Origin of the sequence: Mycobacterium sp. URHD0025, from assembly GCF_000426065.1 — a bacterium.
In the GTDB taxonomy this organism is placed as follows: Bacteria; Actinomycetota; Actinomycetes; order Mycobacteriales; family Mycobacteriaceae; genus Mycobacterium.
Genome location: NZ_AUEQ01000007.1, coordinates 167,075 through 185,338 on the forward strand (window position 1 = coordinate 167,075; position 18,264 = coordinate 185,338).

19 protein-coding genes are annotated in these 18,264 nt (G+C 66.8%); 7 read left to right on the plus strand and 12 right to left on the minus strand.

The window, feature by feature from the left end:
• Window positions 1–67: 67 nt before the first annotated feature.
• Together H977_RS0108440 and H977_RS0108445 are read left to right on the plus strand one after the other, a co-directional pair.
• The gene (locus H977_RS0108440; RefSeq protein WP_029107444.1) at window positions 68–904 is read left to right on the plus strand and encodes an LLM class flavin-dependent oxidoreductase; all 837 of its coding nucleotides are present in this window, start codon (window positions 68–70) and stop codon (window positions 902–904) included.
• 14 nt (window positions 905–918) lie between these two features.
• A complete protein-coding gene (locus H977_RS0108445) occupies window positions 919–1,818 on the plus strand; it encodes an acyl-CoA thioesterase (RefSeq protein WP_029107445.1) in 900 nt (299 codons plus the stop codon).
• Window positions 1,819–1,834: 16 nt separating this feature from the next.
• Here H977_RS0108445 and H977_RS0108450 read toward each other — a convergent pair whose 3' ends face one another.
• From H977_RS0108450 to ypfJ, 8 genes are all read right to left on the minus strand, one after another.
• Window positions 1,835–2,653, minus strand: a complete 819-nt coding sequence (locus H977_RS0108450) for a mycofactocin-coupled SDR family oxidoreductase (RefSeq protein WP_029107446.1) — start codon at window positions 2,651–2,653, stop codon at window positions 1,835–1,837.
• Window positions 2,650–4,209, minus strand: coding sequence for a flavin-containing monooxygenase (locus tag H977_RS0108455; protein ID WP_029107447.1), 1,560 nt, complete (start codon window positions 4,207–4,209; stop codon window positions 2,650–2,652). Before H977_RS0108455 ends, H977_RS0108450 begins: the two co-directional genes overlap by 4 nt.
• Window positions 4,209–4,796 carry a TetR/AcrR family transcriptional regulator gene (locus H977_RS0108460; protein ID WP_029107448.1) on the minus strand — a complete coding sequence of 196 codons (588 nt, stop codon included), beginning with the start codon at window positions 4,794–4,796 and terminating at the stop codon, window positions 4,209–4,211. Before H977_RS0108460 ends, H977_RS0108455 begins: the two co-directional genes overlap by 1 nt.
• Window positions 4,797–4,828: 32 nt before the next feature.
• Entirely contained in the window at window positions 4,829–5,275 is a 447-nt protein-coding gene (locus H977_RS0108465; protein ID WP_029107449.1) for an SRPBCC family protein, read from the minus strand.
• A complete protein-coding gene (gene sigJ, locus H977_RS0108470) occupies window positions 5,275–6,156 on the minus strand; it encodes an RNA polymerase sigma factor SigJ (RefSeq protein WP_029107450.1) in 882 nt (293 codons plus the stop codon). Before sigJ ends, H977_RS0108465 begins: the two co-directional genes overlap by 1 nt.
• Before the next feature lie 83 nt (window positions 6,157–6,239).
• On the minus strand, window positions 6,240–6,761 hold the full coding sequence (locus tag H977_RS0108475; protein WP_029107451.1) for a DinB family protein: 522 nt from the start codon (window positions 6,759–6,761) through the stop codon (window positions 6,240–6,242).
• A 20-nt stretch (window positions 6,762–6,781) separates the two neighbouring features.
• A complete protein-coding gene (locus H977_RS0108480) occupies window positions 6,782–8,416 on the minus strand; it encodes a DUF885 domain-containing protein (RefSeq protein ID WP_029107452.1) in 1,635 nt (544 codons plus the stop codon).
• Window positions 8,409–9,299, minus strand: a complete 891-nt coding sequence (gene ypfJ, locus H977_RS0108485; RefSeq protein WP_029107453.1) for a KPN_02809 family neutral zinc metallopeptidase — start codon at window positions 9,297–9,299, stop codon at window positions 8,409–8,411. The genes H977_RS0108480 and ypfJ overlap by 8 nt, the downstream gene beginning before the upstream one ends.
• A 74-nt stretch (window positions 9,300–9,373) precedes the next feature.
• Here ypfJ and H977_RS0108490 point away from each other — a divergent pair, with 74 nt between their 5' ends.
• Window positions 9,374–10,849: a carboxylesterase/lipase family protein gene (locus H977_RS0108490; RefSeq protein ID WP_029107454.1), complete on the plus strand. Its 1,476-nt coding sequence runs from the start codon at window positions 9,374–9,376 to the stop codon at window positions 10,847–10,849.
• Between the two features lie 5 nt (window positions 10,850–10,854).
• Here the strand turns inward: H977_RS0108490 and H977_RS0108495 are convergent, their stop codons facing one another.
• Window positions 10,855–11,358, minus strand: a complete 504-nt coding sequence (locus tag H977_RS0108495) for an SRPBCC family protein (RefSeq protein ID WP_029107455.1) — start codon at window positions 11,356–11,358, stop codon at window positions 10,855–10,857.
• 36 nt (window positions 11,359–11,394) lie between these two features.
• Entirely contained in the window at window positions 11,395–12,291 is an 897-nt protein-coding gene (locus tag H977_RS0108500; RefSeq protein ID WP_029107456.1) for an oxidoreductase, read from the minus strand.
• 115 nt (window positions 12,292–12,406) lie between these two features.
• Between H977_RS0108500 and aspS the strand changes: the two genes are divergently transcribed.
• Window positions 12,407–14,197, plus strand: coding sequence for an aspartate--tRNA ligase (aspS, locus tag H977_RS0108505; protein ID WP_029107457.1), 1,791 nt, complete (start codon window positions 12,407–12,409; stop codon window positions 14,195–14,197).
• Window positions 14,198–14,308: 111 nt separating this feature from the next.
• Window positions 14,309–14,758: a nitroreductase family deazaflavin-dependent oxidoreductase gene (locus H977_RS0108510; protein WP_029107458.1), complete on the plus strand. Its 450-nt coding sequence runs from the start codon at window positions 14,309–14,311 to the stop codon at window positions 14,756–14,758.
• Between the two features lie 60 nt (window positions 14,759–14,818).
• Here the strand turns inward: H977_RS0108510 and H977_RS0108515 are convergent, their stop codons facing one another.
• Window positions 14,819–16,006, minus strand: a complete 1,188-nt coding sequence (locus tag H977_RS0108515) for a thiolase family protein (RefSeq protein WP_029107459.1) — start codon at window positions 16,004–16,006, stop codon at window positions 14,819–14,821.
• Between the two features lie 80 nt (window positions 16,007–16,086).
• Here H977_RS0108515 and H977_RS0108520 point away from each other — a divergent pair, with 80 nt between their 5' ends.
• Window positions 16,087–16,575: a winged helix-turn-helix transcriptional regulator gene (locus H977_RS0108520; protein WP_231395910.1), complete on the plus strand. Its 489-nt coding sequence runs from the start codon at window positions 16,087–16,089 to the stop codon at window positions 16,573–16,575.
• Window positions 16,576–16,600: 25 nt separating this feature from the next.
• Window positions 16,601–17,530, plus strand: a complete 930-nt coding sequence (locus H977_RS0108525) for a DUF389 domain-containing protein (protein WP_029107461.1) — start codon at window positions 16,601–16,603, stop codon at window positions 17,528–17,530.
• On the opposite strand, the gene H977_RS0108530 is transcribed toward H977_RS0108525, so the two are convergent.
• A complete protein-coding gene (locus tag H977_RS0108530) occupies window positions 17,517–18,254 on the minus strand; it encodes a GAP family protein (protein WP_029107462.1) in 738 nt (245 codons plus the stop codon). The two genes, H977_RS0108525 and H977_RS0108530, sit on opposite strands and share 14 nt — an antisense overlap.
• Window positions 18,255–18,264 lie beyond the last annotated feature (10 nt).

Genomic DNA, 18,264 nt, shown 5'->3' on the forward strand with positions numbered 1-18,264 from the left:
ACCTCCGTCATGCTGCACTTGCGAGAATGACGTTACCGTTTTTGTAGAAGCCGTAGGCAGGTTGCGATTGAGTGAGTGGTTTTTGTTCTTGCCGCAGGTGCGGCTGGGCGTCGACGATGTCGTCGAGCGGGCGCGCATGGCCGAGGCCAGTGGATTCGACGGCATCGCGTTCATCGATCATCTGGAAGCGCCTGGCGCGACGAACCAAAGCATCTGGGAGGCAATGACTGTCGCCACCTGGGTGGCGGCCCGCACCGAGCGGCTGCGGATCGGTCATCTGGTGCTGTGCGACGCGTTCCGGCATCCGGCACTGCTGGCCAAGCAGGCCGTCACATTGTCGGCGGCCAGCGGTGGCCGGTTCGAGCTCGGGCTGGGATCGGGTTCGTGGCCGCAGGAGTTCGAGCGGTTCGGTATCGAGACCGGTGATGCCGCGGCGCGGGTACGCAGGCTCGGTGAGAATCTGGTGCGGCTGCAGCAGTATTGGGACGGCGACGACGAACGAGTCCAAACCCCGCGGCCTGCCCATCCAATTCCGTTGGTACTCGGTGGAACCGGGAAGCGCATGATGGAACTGGTGCGTGCCCATGCCGATTGGTGGAACGTTCCGTCACATCAGCTCGATCGACTGCCGGCATTGCTGCCGACAGTGGGCTCGGTGCGGGTCTCCCTGCAACAGATGGTGGGCTTCGTGGGCCGCGGTGCTGACCGCTCGGCGGTGACCGAACGCAGCACCCGGCTGTTCGGGCACCTCGGAGACGGATTGGTATGCGGCGACGCCGCGGAACTCGTTGCCCATTTCGCCGGGCTGTCGGCTCAGGGTGTCGAACGCTTCTACGTGTGGTTCGCCGATTTCGCGGCACCGCAAACTATTTCGGAATTCGCCGAGACAGTGATCAACGCGTGAAAGAGAGGATGGACATGACCGCAGAATCTGAGGCACCCACAGAGGCGGAACCCACGCAGTGGACGTTGCAGATGCTGCTCGATCTGTTCGATGCGGAACCCGCGGGGGAGAACCGCTTCACCGTGCAGACGGGCATCGCCGGTGTCGACGAGCGCCAGGTGGTCGAAGGGACCCAGATACTGGGCGCCGCCATTGTGGCGGTGGCCAAACGGTTTCCGGACAAGTCGATCCGCTCGGCGCACGCGGTGTTCGCCCGCGCGGTCATGGTCGGGCCGCCGGTGGAACTCGACATCGATGTGATCAGTGAGGGCCGCTCGACGGCCACCGCGGTGGTCGCCGCGTCGCAGAACGGCAAGCGCTGCATCACCATCACGGTCTTCACCGATGTGCCCTCCGGCGATGTGATCCGTCATCACCTGCCCCGGCCGGAGGTCGCGGGCCCCGCCGACTCGAACCTCTCGCCGATGCCGATGATCGGCCGCGAGCTTCGGTTGGTCGACGTCGTGGACGTCAACAGTCCCGACGAGGTCGGCCCGCCCGAGTTGTACGCCTGGCTGCACTACGACCCCATCCCGAGCCGTGACGATCTGGCCAAGGCCCTGATCGCGTACTTCACCGGGCACCTGGGTATTTCGACGACCATGCGCGCTCACGAGGGCATCGGTACCGCTCAGGCGCATCTCACCGTCTCCACCGCGCCGATGACGGTCACGGTCAGCTTCCATGAGCCGGCCCGCTGGGATGGCTGGTTGCTCTACAGCCACGAGAGCACCCAGGTCGGGGCGGGCATGTCGTTTGTGCGCGGTGCGGTGCACACAGAAGAAGGTGAACTCATCGCGTCGTTCAGCCAGGACGGGCTGATCCGTCCGCTGCGCACCACCGACACGAGTATTTCGGCGCACTCGCGGTTGTGAGTCCGGTGCTCGCCGCTCAGATCTTCAAATAGCCCTTGTCTGCGGGGATCTGGGCGGCGGTCACCAACGAGGATGCATCGCCGGCCAGCCACACCACGATGTCGGAAATGGTGTCGGGCGGGGCGAGTGAATCCGTCGGTAGCGCGCCGGGGGAGAAGCTGTGGATGTAGTTCGGATGGTCGGCGAACATCTGATACATCGACAGGTCGTTGCCCATCGGGGTGTCGGTGCCGTACGGGTGGATCGAGTTGACCCGGATGCCGAACTCACCCAGCTCGACCGCGAGTGAATTGGTGAGTCCGACGACACCGAACTTGCTGGCGCAGTAGTGACCGCAGCCTGGCACCGCCTTGATACCGGCGGCCGAACTGACGGCGATGATGGACCCGCCATTCCCCGCCGCGATCATCGGTGGCACCACCGCCTGCACGGTGTTGAACACTCCGGTGAGATTGATGTCGAGGATGTCCTGCCACTGCTGGGCCGAGATCTCCCACAACCGGCCCCAATTGAGCACGCCGGCATTGGCCACGACGATGTCGAGGCGGCCGAACTGTTCGACCGCGTCGGCCACGAGGCGCTGTTGGCCTTCGGCATCGCGCACATCGATCTCACGGGCCAGGATCTTGCGTCCTTCGCCCTCGACCAATGCCACCGTCTCGGCGAGGTCCTCCGGGGTGGCGGCAGCGTATCCGTTGTGTGCGGCGACCGGTGCGCAGGCGTCGAGCGCGACGATGTCCGCGCCGGCGCGGGCCAGCCGTACGCAGTGCGAGCGGCCCTGACCGCGCGCGGCGCCGGTGACGTAGGCAACCCGACCGGCCAATGGGGTGGTCATGCGAGTTGCTCCTCGGGTAATGCCGCGATGCGGACAGTGGTGAATTCGTAGTCGGACAGTGGGGAATGCCGGGCGAACTGGCGAGATCCGGTGATCGTCTGCGGCCGGTAGTACGGGGTTTCGTGCTGCGAGTTGACGAAATAGGTGTTCAGGCCGGAGGCCGCGGTGTAGTACAGATGCGCGACGCGGCCGTCCCGGCGCATCCGGGCATTCCACAGGTTGAACGCGTCCTGGCTGACGGTGGCGACCTGAGCGCCGCGGTGCCGGGTCTCATCGATGATCCGCACGGCGTGCGCGGCGACGGTCTCGACATAATCCGGCCAGGCGAAGCCGACGAAGCCGAGCGGGCCGACGATCTCCCACCGGTTGGGCAGACGCGGGTGGGCCGTGCCGGCGTAACTCCGCAGTCCGTGCGCCCGGTAGTACTGCGCCAGGTCGAAGCCGCATGCGCCCAGCACCGTGTCCGGACGATACGTCTCCGGGTCGATCCACAGCTCATAGCCGGTGGCGAGGACCAGGAGATCGGCCGGATGGTCGACACCATCGATGGTGCGAATCCCTGTCGCGGTGATCCGCTGGATCGGTGTGGTGATCAAGTTGGTATGCGGATTGTTCAGCGCCGGTAGGAACGCGCTCGAGATCACCGGCCGTTTGGCCAGGATGCCATAGCGCGGCACCAACTTTCGCCGGGTCGCCGGATCTTCGACGACCGCGCGCAGGAGCAGCCGGTACAGCAGCCGCGACCACCCGTCGTAGAGCGGCATGATCCGGTGCAGCACCTTGTCGGGCAGTCGGGAGAAGATGTGCACGATGGGCGCGACCATGAAGATGTCCATCGCCAGCCGTCCGGCCGCGTTGACGAGCGGGACGAATCCGGGCAACCGGAACAGCCGGCGCATCCGCGGGGTGATGTCGAAGTCGACCTTGGGTAGCACCCACGCCGGGGTGCGTTGGTAGACATCGAGATTGGCCGCTTCGGCGGACAACGCGGCGGTGATCTGGACGCCGGAGGATCCCGTTCCGATCACCGCGATGCGTTTGCCGCGAGGATCGTAGCTGTCGTCCCAGGCGTTCGGGCGCAGGATGGTTCCGGTGAACTCTTCGACGCCTTCGATGTCGACGGTGTTCTTGGCGTTGACGTACCCGCCGACCGAACTGATGACGAAACGTGCGGTCACCGACACGCCGTTTCGGATCTGCAGTCGCCACAAGCCCTGATCGTCGTCCCACTGCTGGCGGACGACCTCCGAGTTGGGACGCAGGCGTTCGTATAGTCCGAGGCTGGTCGCGGTGTCCTGAAGATATCGCTGGATCTCCGGGCCGGGTGCGAAGAATCTGGTCCAGTTCGGGTTCGGGGCGAACGACAGTTGATACCACAGGGTGGGAATGTCGACGGCCAGGCCGGGGTAGTGATTGTCGCGCCACGTGCCGCCGAAGTCGCTTCCGCGTTCGATGATGACGAAGTCGTGGATGCCCTTCTGACGCAAGAGATGTGCCGCGGATATGCCGCCGGGTCCGGCGCCGATGATCGCTACCTCGTAATCGGGCGTGCGCATTACTGCCTTCCGGTCAGGCCGACGACGATGTGGTCGGACACGAATCGTTTCACCGAACGCGGACTGTCGAGATTTACGCCGATGGGTGGGAGAAGTTCGAAGCTCAACAGCAGGCGCACGATCCATTCACTGGCCCGCGCCGGTGCGACACCCGCGCCGACCTCGCCGCGCTTCTGGGCGGCCCGGACCCGCGGCTTCCACAGCTCGATCGAGCGTCGCATCAGATCGTCGCCGGTATTGCGCAGCAGTAACACCAGGATGCTCTCGTTGATGCCGCGAGGCGCCACCGAGTCGGAGTGCTGGCGATGGGCGCAGACGAGTACCGCCGCGGCCGCCACCTGATCGGTCAGAGTGTTTTCCCGGTCAAGCGCGGCGGCCATCGACTCGATGAATCCGGATGACAGATGATCGAGCGCGACCTTGATGGCATTGTCCCGACTGCCCAGCGCATTGTGGGCGGTGCCGCGGGATACACCGGCGACTTCGGCTACTGCGGTGAGGCTGAACTGCCTTGGGCCATAACGTCTTAACGTGGTAGTTGCAGCACTCAGCAGCGACACGGGCACCGTGTGTTCCGCCGGGGGCATTTGAACACATTAACGAGATGTGTTCAATTTGGTCAGCGTTTGACGAGATCCGCCGCGGCCGCATCCAGCACGTCGTTGAACACGCGGGTGAGCATGGGCCGGCCGACCCAGCTGGTCAGCATCCCGCCTATGAGCGGAAACTTCACCCGGAACGTCGTCGTCCACACCACGTGGGTGCCGCCGTCCACCGCGGCGAATTCCACCCGGCCGTGCCGGTGTTCCGACGGTGGGAAACTGCGCTCCACCGTGTAGTCGAACGAATGAGGGGCGTCGTAAGCGGTGATGCGTTCCCGGAACCAACCGATCACCCAGAGCAGGATGCGAAGCGCTCCTTCTCCATACGGCGCTTGCCGGCCCGGCTCGGCCAATCGCTGCCGGATCACCAGAGGCGAGCGCGTGAAATTGGCTGCGTTGCTCAGGAAGTCGAATACCTGGTGCTGCGGGGCAGCGATGGTGCGTTCGACGGTGACGGTCTGCATCAGTCCACCTTCTTTCGGGTCAGGGTGCGGATCGAGCCTGCGTCGCGCAGTTTTTCGGGGTTGCGGATCGCGTACAGGGCGGTGATCAGTCCGTCGGTCACCTCGATGAGGAGCACGGAGTCCAGTGTCCCGGCGCGGCAGAACAACACGGCCGGCATCGAGTTGTAGCTCCCGAACGAGACGTCGGAACCGGCCATGGCGCCCCGGCCCAGCCCTGCCATGAACGGTGCGACGCGCTGTGGGCCGACGACCGGACGCCGCGCGGCGGCCACGTGACCTCCGCCGTCGGACACGGCAACGATCCCGGGGGCCATCACCGCGATCAGGCCGTCGATGTCCCCGGTGTGGGCAGCCATGAGAAACCTGTCGACCGCGGCACGCGCCAATTGGGGCTCGGGCATGAACCGCCGTCGCCGGGCACGCACGTGTTCGCGTGCGCGATGGGCGATCTGGCGCACGGTGGTGTCGGACTTCTCCACCATGCGGGCAATCTCGGGATGGCTGTAGCCGAACACCTCGTGCAGGATGAACACCACCCGTTCGTCGGGGCCGAGTGTCTCCAGGATCAGCAGCATGGCCATCGACACCGATTCGGCGAGGACCGCATCCTCGCTCACGTCTGGGGCAGTCCGGATCGGCTCGGGCAACCAATTGCCCACGTAATGCTCGCGCCGGCGCTTGCCGGTGCGCAGGGCATTGAGGGCCTGCCTCGTGACGATTTGGACGAGATAGGCATGCGGGTGCGTGACGTCTCCCGCCGTGATCCAGCGCAGGTAGCTTTCCTGCACCACATCTTCGGCGTCGGCCGCGCTGCCCAGAATCTCGTACGCCAGCGTGAAGAGCAGCGGGCGCTGCTCGGCGAATACCTCGGTCGCGTTCAGGTGATCCCCCCCTGCCGTCGGTTGTCACCCTCTCAGACACCGCTGACCGGTAGAACCGTGACAACCTTCTGCTGTGAACCGCGTCACATGGTGGCGACGTCGTGCGCGTGGTGGACGATGTCGTGCAGGTGGTAGATCGCGATGGTCGAGATGGTGAACTCGCTGCCGTTGCTGCGCAGCCCGCGACGTGACCAGGCGTCGGCCGGCACGCGGTCGTAGGTTTCGGCGACGATGCCGGCCGCCTCGAACAATTCGGTGGCAACGGTTCCCGGATCCTGCGATCCGTAGTCGTCGGCGATCGCGGTGGCGTCCTGATCCCAATTGGGGAACCGCGGATCGTCCTCGGTGAGCATCAGCTGTACCCGGTGTTCGAAGATCCGGTGCACGTCCCGGATGTGGCAGCCGTACTCCAGGACCGACCAGCGGTCCGCCCGGGTCCTGACCGACACCCCGGGGCCGTGCAGGCGTGGGATCCACAACGCCGCGTCATCGCGGATCAGGCCGGCCACCTCGCTTGGGTGCACTGCCGTCGGGTCGAAGCCGCACTCATCACAGGCCCGTGACAGCACCCACGTCCAGTCCTTGGTGTCGGGCTCCAATGCCATGGCACCAGCCTCTCTGCCGGTCAATCCGCGGTCAACGCCGATCGGAGCACATCCAGCGGCAGGCCACCCAGATCGAGTGCGCGGCTGTGGAACTCCCGCAACGTCGATCCTCGGCGCAGGGTCTCGTCGCGGAGCTCGTGCCAGATCCGCTGCCCGATGGCGTACGACGGTGCCTGCCCCGGCCAGCCGAGGTAACGATCCAGCTCGAAGCGCAGGTTCTCCTCGGCCATCGCCGAGTGTGAGGTCAGGAAGTTCCACGCTCGTTCGGCATCCCAGACCTCACCGTCGGGCGCGGTCAGGCCGCAGTGCACACCGATGTCGATGACCACCCGGGCCGCGCGGAACCGCTGCGCGTCAAGCATTCCCATCCGGTCGCCGGCATCGTCGAGCCATCCCAGCTCGGCCATCAACCGTTCGGCGTACAGCGCCCAGCCCTCACCGTGGCCCGATACCCAGCAGCCGAGTCGCCGCCACCGGTTGAGTTTGTCGGCCAGCGCCACGGCGCGGCCGATCTGCAGGTGATGTCCGGGGACGCCTTCGTGGAACACCGTGGTGGTTTCCTGCCACGTGTGGAACTCCTCGACCCCGGGCGGCACCGACCACCACATGCGTCCCGGTCTCGACCAGTCCTCGGACGGTCCGGTGTAGTAGATCCCGCCCGTCTGGGTCGGCGCGATCCGGCACTCCAGGGTGCGGAGCGGACCGTCGATGTCGAAGTGGGTGCCGGCCAGTGACTCCACCGCGCGATCGGACAGTTCCTGCATCCACTCCCGCAGCGCGTCGGTGCCGCTGATGACATATCGCGGCTCCTGGTCGAGCCGGCGCAGCGTCTCGGCCACCGTGGCCCCCGGATAGAGCTGCTGGGCGATCGATTCCTGCTCGGCCACAACGGCATCGAGCAAACCCAGACCCCACTCGTAGGCCTCGTCGAGGTCGACGGAGGTGCCCAGGAACAACCGTGACATCAGACCGTAGGCGTCGCGCCCACAGGCGTCGGACTGCGGGGCATGCGGGGCGATGTCCTCCCGCAGCACATCGCCCAGTTGCCGGTAAGCCTCAGCCGCGGCGTCGGCGTGTTGCCGCAACTCCTGCTGAAGTCGCCGGTTTCCCGGTACCGCGCCCGTACCCATCTCGGTGAACAGCTCGGCGATCTGGCGGGCCTGGATCACCCCGCGAGTGACCTGGCGCAGGGCCGGCGCATGGTCCTTGCTGGACGCTTCGCGCAATGCATCGGCGTAACCGGCGGCCCGCTCGGGCACTTTCGCCAGCCTCGCCGCGATCAGTGCCCAGTCCTCCTCGGTTTCGCTGGGCATCAGGTCGAATACGTCGCGCATGGTCTGCAGGGGCGAGGCGATGACGTTGAGCTCGCCCAGATCCAGACCTGCCTCGTGCACGTCGACGATCGCGCCGAGGCGCTCCCGCAGGGCGGCCACCGTGACCACGTCGACCTCGTCGACGGGCTCGATCCCGTCGAGCTCACGCAAGGTGGCCTTGGCGGCCTCGGCGCGCGCCGTCACTCCGTGCGGGGAATAGTCGGTGATGTCGTCGTCGTGACCGGTGATACCCAGTTCCGTTGCGGCACACGGGTCCAGGCGCGCATAGGTGTCCAGATAGCGTTCGGCTGCCGTGTCGACGGCTGTGGCGGCCCTAGCCAAGGTTGTTCGCGGCGAAGGTATCGCACTTGTTCGGATCACCGGTCTGATAACCCACGGTGAACCACTTCTGGCGTTGCTCGGAAGAACCGTGGGTCCATGCCTCGGGGTTGACCCGGCCGGTGGCCTGCTTCTGGATGCGATCGTCGCCTACCGAGGAGGCCGCCGACAGCGCGTCGGTGATGTCCTTGTCGCTCAACGGTTCCAGGAACGGCACGTCGGTGCCCTCCTGTCGGGTGATCGATGCGTAGTGCGCCCACACGCCGGCATAGCAGTCGGCCTGCAGCTCGGTGCGCACCCCCGCGCCGGTGGCGCCCTCGGGGTCACGCTGAGCCCGGCCGAGAACCCCCAGCAGGTCCTGCACGTGATGCCCGAATTCGTGGGCCACCACATACTCCTGCGCGAGCGGGCCGCCGCTGGAACCGAACTGGTCGACGAGCACCTGGAAGAAATCGGTGTCGAAGTACGCCGTCTTGTCCACCGGGCAGTAGAACGGCCCCACGTCACTGGTGGCCGGACCGCACCCGGTCTGGACCTGACCCTTGAACAGCCGGACCTGCGGACGCGTGTATCCCTTGAGCAGTTGCGACCACACCCCGTCGACGGAGTTACCGGTGGCGACCACGCGGCACTCGACCTTGGAGTTGGCGTCGGCGCCGGTCTTGCACTGGCTCAGATCGAAGCCTTCGGCCTCGACTCCGTTGGTGGGCATCTCCTGCTGCTGGGGAAGCACGGTGCCCGGGTCCACGCCGAGGAACATCGCGAGCACGACGACCAGCAAACCGCCGAGCCCACCGCCGATCGCGATGCCACGACCAGGGCCGCGGCCACCCCCGGAACTGGAAGTGGTACTCGTGTCGATCTGCATACCCTCGTTGAAGGTCATCCCGTCACTCCATCGCATTCGCCGGTAGGTGCGTGCTCAACAGCCCGTTCAGCTTTTCACACTACGATTCAGACGTGTCCGTCGTTGCGGAACATTCGACCATCGCCCACACCTCGCTGGGGCGGTTACGCGGCACCCGCGAAGGTGGGGTCAGCGTTTGGCGGGGTGTCGAGTACGCCCAGCAGCCCATCGGAGCCCTGCGATTCATGGCGCCGCAGCCCGTGGTGCCGTGGACCGGTGTCCGCGACTCCATCGAGCACGGCCCGTTGCCGCCACAGGGCCGTTCATTCGTCGGGGGAGGCCGCGACGACCCCAAGGTCCGTGACGAGGCTTGCCTGACCGTGACGGTCTGGTCCCCGGACACGAGCGGATCACTGCCGGTGATGGTGTGGATCCCCGGTGGGGCGTTCGTCTACGGCGCCGGCCAGTTGCAGCTGTACAACGGTTCGCGGCTGGCGGCCAACGGCAACGTGGTCGTCGTCAACGTGACCTATCGGCTCGGCGTGTTCGGCGGATTCGAACTCGGTGACCTGGGTGAGGGTTTCGACGACAACCTCTGTTTGCGCGACCAGATCGCCGCGCTGCAGTGGGTCCGCGACAACATCGCCGCATTCGGCGGCGACCCCGGGCAGGTGACGGTATTCGGTGAATCGGCCGGTGCCACATCGGTGTTGGCCCTGTTGGCCAGCCCGGCGGCCGACGGGTTGTTCGCCCGGGCCATCGCCCAGAGTCCGGCGTTGCCGCTGATCGCCGACCGCGAAGATCGGGCCCGTCAATCGCGTCGCTTCATGCAGCTGCTCGGCGTCGGGGCCGAGCAGCTCAAGGTGCTGCCGCAACGTCAGCTGCGCCGCGCCGCGGGCCAGCTGCAGCTCGAGAGTGCGCAGCACACTCCGACATTGGCCTACGGGCTGACCCACGGCGTCGATCTGTTGCCGCTGCACCCCGTCGAGGCGGCACGTACGGGTGCGGTGTCGGCGGTGCCGTTGATCATCGGCACGAACAGTCACGAGGCGTCGATGTTCGCCTGGGGCAAACCGCCGATGTTGCCGACCACACTGGCCGGGGTGGAGGACTATCTGCGCCGTCATGCCCCGAATGAGCGCGACCGTGTACTGGCGGCCTATCCGGATTTCCCGCGCCGCCGCGCCTTGATCGCGTTCGGATCCGACGTCATGTTCGGTGCGCCGACGTGGGCGTTCGCCGATGCCTACAGTTCCCAGGCGCCGACGCACGCGTACCGGTTCGACCACACCACGTGGACGTTGAAGGTGTTGGGGTTGGGCGCCACTCACGGCAGCGAGATCGTGCACATCCAGCACAGCTACGGGTCGTATCTGGGGCGCAAGCTGCATCCGCTGGGTCGCCGGGTCCAGCCATCGGTCGGCAGGCGGATGCAACGCACCTGGCTGGATTTCGCCCGGGCCGAGGTCGCCGATTGGCCGGAATACGACGTCGGGCAGCGGCTGACCCGGGTGATCCGGTCCACGCGCGACGAGACCGTCGCCGATCCGGACGCGACGCGGCGCGTGGTGTGGGAGGCGTTGGGCTGACGGGCCTACTTGCCGTAACGCTCGTCGGTATAGCGGCGGAGGTTGTGCAGGAACCGCTGGAACAGCCACGCCATCACCGGCTGGGCCACGGTCATGCCGAGCCGGCCGGCCAGTCCGCTGGGTTTCATGGCCATCACCCAGGTGAGGTGGCTACCCTCGGCCGTTTCCACCACGCGGTAGTCCTCGGCGAAGGCCGAGATCGCGTTGGAGGTGCTGGTGTTGAATCGGAATGCCATGTGGGAAAAGGGTTCCCAGGCCAGGAATTCCTCGTCGCCGACGATGTGCCCGCGCATCGTGACCGTGCGGGTGGTGCCGACGCCGCGGGGTTCGGGGCTGGTCCACTCCACATTGGTGATGACGGTGGCCCAATGCGGCCAGGAGGTCTCGTCGCTGAGCACCTCGAACAGCTGCTCGGGGGTGATGTCGAGCTCGACGGTGCTGACGAAGCGGAACGGCGCGTTGTCGATGAAGTCCAACTCGACGCGTTCGCACTGGTAGGTCCGGGCCATGGGTAGACACCCTAAGGGAGAGTGTCTACTGGCGGTTCAGCCCGGCCCGTCGCCTGCAGCCGCCAGAAGCGGGACCACCACGTCACTGATCGGGGTGGGCAGGCCGTGAGTGGCCGCCTTACGGCTGATCACGCCGTTGCGGATGTCCCACTCGAGCGGCCGGCCGGCCTGGTGGTCGGTCAGCATCGAGGTGGTCAGGTCCTCGGGCGAGGACGCGAGCATCGTGACGATCTCGTCGACCACTTCGTCTCCCAGGCGGGCGCCGTCGGCGCGGGCCACCGCCAGGCATTCGGTCAGATAGCGTCGCGCCAGCGCGGCCACGTCGTCCCGGCGGAACATGCCCGAGCGGCGGTGGGCCAGCACCATGAACCCGACCACGGCGTTGACCAGCAGCTTGCGCCAGGCCGCGCTGCGGAAATCGGGGTCGCGTTCCACGGTGATCGCGGTGCCGCGCAGCGCATCGGCGACGGTGGCCGCTGCCGGGGTGTCGGGCAGCACCAGCCGGGCCTCGCTGCGCAACCGCACCCATCCGCCGGGCTGGGGCTCCGCCGAGATCCACACCGCCGCGGGCACCACGTGGGCCTGGTCGGTGTTGCGGCCGGCCGCGCTGACCCGTTCGACCTGCTCGACGCCGTTCTGCAGTGCGCACACCACGGTGTTCTCGTCGCACAGCCGGTCCAGCCAGACGGCGGCCTGGGCGTTCTGGGTGTCCTTGACGGCGAGAAACACCACGTCGAGCGGGCCGCCGACCGTAGCCGGATCGGTGTGAACAGGGCCGGGCACCCGAATGGGCTCTCTGTCGTCGGGCCGGACCTCGATCCCCTCACGTGGGGTCCGTCCACACAGCAGTACCGGCCGGCCGGCCGCATGCAACAGTGCCGCGAGGGTGGATCCGATGGCACCCGGGCCGATGACCGCGATGGGGGAGTTCAGGGCTGCTGGGTCTTCGCGCGAGCGCTCATCCACATCGCCAAGATACCGACGACGCGCCCCCCTCTAGACTGGTCAGTCGTCACCACCCGTCTGATCTCAACATTCAGGAGTTTTCGTGCTGCGCAGTCATGCCGCTGGTTCATTGCGGGCCGCGGATGCCGGTCAAACGGTCACCTTGGCGGGATGGGTGGCGCGTCGTCGTGACCACGGCGGCGTCATCTTCATCGATCTGCGCGACGCATCAGGCGTGTCGCAGGTGGTGTTCCGCGAAGGTGATGTGCTCGCCGCCGCCCACCGGCTGCGCGCCGAATTCTGCGTCGCCGTCACCGGCGTCGTCGAGGCCCGTCCCGAGGGCAACGAGAACCCCGAGATCCCTACCGGCAAGATCGAGGTGAACGCCACCTCTCTGACCGTGCTGGCCGAGAGCGCGCCGCTGCCGTTCCAGCTCGACGAGACCGCGGGCGAGGAAGCCCGGCTCAAATACCGGTACCTGGACCTGCGGCGTGAGGGCCCTGGCAACGCAATCCGGTTGCGCTCCAAGGTGAATGCGGCTGCCCGCGGTGTGCTGGCCGAGCATGACTTCGTCGAGATCGAAACCCCGACGTTGACCCGCTCGACGCCCGAGGGAGCGCGTGACTTCCTGGTGCCCGCGCGCCTGCAGCCCGGCTCCTTCTACGCACTGCCACAGAGCCCGCAGCTGTTCAAGCAGCTGCTGATGGTGGCGGGCATGGAGCGCTACTACCAGATCGCCCGCTGCTACCGCGACGAGGACTTCCGCGCCGACCGCCAGCCGGAGTTCACCCAGCTGGACATGGAGCTCAGCTTCGTCGACGCCGATGACGTCATCGCCATTGCCGAGCAGGTGCTGCGCGCACTGTGGGCATTGGTGGGCCATGAGCTGCCGCTGCCGCTGCCGCGCATCAGCTATGACGAGGCAATGCGCCGATTCGGTTCGGACAAGCCCGACCTGCGGTTCGGCGTCGAGCTCATCGAGTGCACCGAGTACTTCAAGGACACCCCGTTCCGCGTGTTCCAGGCGCCGTACGTGGGCGCCGTCGTGATGACGGGCGGGGCATCGCAGCCGCGCCGGACCCTCGACGGCTGGCAGGAATTCGCCAAGCAGCGCGGCCACAAGGGGTTGGCCTACGTGCTGATCGGAGAGGACGGCACGCTGGGCGGTCCGGTCGCCAAGAACCTCACCGATGCCGAGCGTGACGGCCTGGCCGCCCATGTCGGCGCCAAGCCCGGTGACTGCGTGTTCTTCGCGGCGGGCCCGGCCCGCTCGGCGCGTGCGCTGCTCGGCGCCACCCGCATCGAGATCGCCAAGCGCCTCGATTTGATCGACCCGACCGCGTGGGCGTTCACCTGGGTCGTGGACTTCCCGATGTTCGAGCCCGCCGATGTGGCGACGGCCTCGGGCGACGTGGCTGTCGGTTCGGGTGCCTGGACGGCGGTGCACCACGCGTTCACCGCGCCGAAGCCCGAATCCGAGGACACCTTCGACACCGATCCGGGCAATGCGTTGTCCGACGCCTACGACATCGTCTGTAACGGCAACGAGATCGGCGGCGGGTCGATCCGTATCCACCGGCGCGACATCCAGGAGCGGGTGTTCGCGATGATGGGGATCGACCACGACGAGGCCCAGGACAAATTCGGATTCCTCTTGGACGCCTTCGCCTTCGGCGCGCCCCCGCACGGCGGGATCGCCTTCGGCTGGGACCGCATCACGGCACTGCTGGCCGGCGTGGACTCGATCCGCGAGGTCATCGCGTTCCCCAAGTCGGGCGGCGGCGTCGACCCGCTGACCGATGCGCCTGCGCCGATCACCCCGCAGCAGCGCAAGGAATCGGGAATAGACGCCAAGCCGAAAGAGGCAGCGCAGCCGCCCGAACCGGCCCGCTGACCCGGTGTATCGCCGAGATTGTATTCAGGGACAGGAACAGCGCGGAGTTTGTCCCTCACTGCAATCTCGGTAGCCGGGAATAGACATCCCACCAGAGAGGCTTGTCACGTCATGACCGAGATCGACAAAGAGAAGTTCCACACCGATACTGCGGCACTCGATGACTTCAACCGGAATGTCGTAGAAGAATTCCGCGCCAACGGCGGCAAGGTGGGCGGTGCGTTCGAGGGCGGCAACCTGCTGCTGTTGCAGACCACCGGCGCCAAGTCGGGTCAGCCACGACTGTCACCGCTGGCCTACCTCGACGTCGACGGCAGGATGCTGATCGTCGGCTCCTACGCGGGGGCGCCGAAAGACCCGGCGTGGGTGCACAATCTGCGGGCCAACCCGAAGGCGCACATCGAGGTCGGCACCGAGGCGTATGACGTCATCGCCCGCGAGTTGCCCGATGCGGAGCGCGACGCCGCCTACCCCAAGATCATCGAGGCCGCGCCGGTGTTCGCCGAATACCAGTCCAAGACCACTCGGGCCATCCCGCTGTTCGAACTGGTCCGCGCTTGAGCCGAATGTCGGCTTGTGTGCGAGATTCCACGTGAAATTCGCACGCAAGCCAACTTTCGGCTAGTCCAGCCGCTCGATGATGGTGGCGTTGGCCATGCCGCCGCCCTCACACATCGTCTGCAGCCCGTAGCGCCCACCCCGCTGCTCGAGGGCATTGACCAGGGTGGTCATGATGCGTGCTCCGCTGGCGCCCAGCGGATGTCCGATTGCGATGGCCCCGCCGTTGACGTTGGTCTTGGCGAGGTCCGCTCCCACATCGTGGGCCCAGGCCAGCACCACTGGGGCGAACGCCTCGTTGACCTCGAACAGGTCGATGTCCGCCAGCGTCAAACCCGCACGCGCCAAAACTTTTTCGGTGGCCGGGATGACGCCGGTGAGCATGTAGAGCGGGTCCGAGCCCACCACGGTGGTGGTGTGAATGCGGGCCAGCGGCTTGAGCCCGAGCTTCCTGGCCGTCTCGCCGCTGGTGATCATGACGGCCGCGCTGCCGTCGGACAGCGGCGACGAGTTACCCGGGGTGATGGCCCAGTTGATCTGTGGGAAGCGCGCGGAGTACGCCTCGTTGAAGAACGCCGGCTTCAGCCCGGCCAGGGTGTCCACCGTCGTGCCGGGGCGGATGATCTCATCGGTGCTCAGCCCGGCGATGGGGGAGAGTTCGGTGTCGAACGATCCGTCCTTGGTGGCCCGGGCGGCCTTCTCGTGGCTGCCTGCGGAGAACTCGTCGAGCTGGGCGCGGGAGAAACCCCACTTGGCCGCGATCAATTCAGCGCTGATCCCTTGCGGGACAAGACCTTCGGAGTAGCGCTCGGCGAACGCCAGGCCGAAGGGATCGCTGCCCGGCAAGACCGAGGTGCCCATCGGCACCCTTGACATGGATTCCACGCCCGCGGCGATGACGATGTCGTAGGCGCCTGCCAGCACGCCTTGGGCGGCGAAGCTGATCGCCTGCTGGCTGCTGCCGCACTGACGGTCCACGGTGGTTCCGGGAACGCTCTCCGGGAAGCCCGCGCCCAGCAGGGCGTTGCGGGCGATGTTGACGGCCTGGTCGCCCACCTGGGTGACGGCTCCGGCGATCACGTCGTCGACGAGTGCCGGGTCGACGCCGGTTCGGGTGATCAGCTCCCGCAGGCTGTGGGCCAGCAGATCCGCCGGCAGGACGCCGTGCAGTGCGCCGTTGGCCTTGCCCTTGCCGATCGGGGTTCGGACCGCTCCGACGATGACTGCGTCGCGGCCTGCAAATCCGGTCATGTCCGCCTCCTGATGCTCCACGCTGAGTATTGTTATGGCTACCCAGATATAGCACCTGGGTATAGTTAGAACAACTCAGGATGGGGTTTGATTCCGTGGGAATGCTGCAGGGCAAGCTGGCCGACCGTGATGCCTGGTCGGCGGTTGGGCACTGTCCGATCGAGAGGACCATGGCATTCGCGGGTACCAAGTCGGCGATGTTGATCATGCGCGAGGCGTTCTACGGAACCACCAGGTTCGACGACTTCGCCCGTCGGGTCGGCATCACCAAGGCGGCCACCTCGGCGCGGTTGTCCGACCTCGTGGCGGCCGGACTGCTGGCGAAGCAGCCCTACCGCGAACCCGGTCAGCGGGAACGCGACGAGTACGTACTCACCGAATCCGGAACCGACTTCATGCCGGTGGTCTGGGCCATGTTCGAGTGGGGACGCAAACATCTGGGCGACACCGGCCTGCGGCTTGCCCACGACGGGTGCGGGGCACTGGCCGGGGTCGAGATCCGTTGCGATGAGGGACACCACGTGCCGGCCGAGGAACTCGTCGTGCGCGTCGAACGCCCCAACTCGTGACGACAGGTGGCGCTACTCTCGGCCGGTGCTGCACTTACGCGTCATAGCGCCGACGGATCTGCGCGGGCCCGTCCTCAACGTCCTGCACGGTGAACCCGGCGTCACCCATGTCGTGGTGCACGCCGGTGCCGCGATCGACCCGGCGGGCGACGAGATCACCGCGGATGTGGCCAGGGAAGCCGCCAACGATGTCGTCGAGCGGCTGAAATCCCTTGATGTGCACCACTTCGGTGCCATCACCATAGAACCGCTCGACACCGTGCTGTCGACCGCTGCCCACCACGCCGAGGACGCCGCCGATGGGGACGCGGGCGATGCCGTGATCTGGGACGAGCTGGTTTCGCGGACGCGCGAGGAATCCAGCCTCAACGTGACGTTCGTGATGTTCCTGTGCATCGCTTGTCTGCTCGCGGCTGTCGGCGTGATCAACGATTCGGCCGTCACCGTGGTCGGCGCGATGGTGGTGGGTCCGGAGTTCGGGCCACTGGCGGCACTGGCGGTCGCGCTCGTGCAGCGCCGGATGTCACTGGCGCGCCGCGCCGGGGCGGCACTGCTGATCGGTTTCCCGTTGGCCATGGTGGTCACCGGCCTGGCCACCCTCGGCTTCGAGGCGCTGGGCTGGGTGCAGCTGACCAGCTTCAGCGAACTCACCCAGGTCGACTTCATCTTCCAGGTCGGCCCGTTCTCGTTCGTGGTCGCACTGCTGGCCGGAGCGGCCGGGATGCTCTCGCTGGTGTCGGCGAAATCCGCGGCCCTGGTCGGTGTCTTCATCTCGGTGACGACGGTGCCCGCCGCCGGGTTCGCAGTGGTGGCGGCCACGGTCGGCGACTGGCGTGTCGCCGGCAATTCGGTCCTGCAGCTGGTGGTGAACCTGGTGGGAATCACCGTCGCCGGGGTTCTCGTCCTCGCGGTCTACCGGCGCACCATGGCGCGACGCGCCGTCACAGGTGGCTGACACCCATCGAGACGAAGAACACACCGACCGCCCCGGCGAGTACGGCCACCACGAGTCGGTGGTGGGTACCCATCCACGCATAGATCCGCTCCACGGCCGCGCGGGTGGAGTCCGGGGCGACCCAGAAGCTGATGATCGGGATCAGGGCCGCGAGGAAGCCCACGACGTTGAAGACGACCAGGGCGGCCATTTGCTCGGCCAAGGCGGCGCCCGAGGTGAGGGCCGCTGCCATCGCGGCGACGTAGTACGGGGTGGGGAAGCCGTTGATGAGGCCCAGGAGCGCGGCCGCCCACGGCGCCTCGCCGCGCAGCGCGGACTGCATCCCGGCCGGGAGTTTCGAGAGCGCCGGCACCGCGTCCTCGGTCAGCGGCGCATCACGATCGGTGCCGTGCTCACCTACCGTGGCCGGCACGGCTCGCCGCGCACGCACCTGCTTGACCAGGCGTTCGAGCACACCTGTCGCGGACAGGACGGCGATCGCCAGGGCGACGACGCCGATACCGATCTCCAGTGCAGGGGGTGTGGTGCGTCCGCCGTCGTCGCTGGTGTTCTTGAACACGAACACCACCGCGGCACCCACCGCGATGTTGGCAGTGAACGCGAACAGGAAAAAGGGCAGCAACAATCGCAGGGGTCGAGACCGCGACAGCATGAATGCGACGACCCCGACTCTCAGGGGATCGACTGCGGCCACGACGGCCATCACCAGCACGGTGCTCCACATCGCGGGCGGC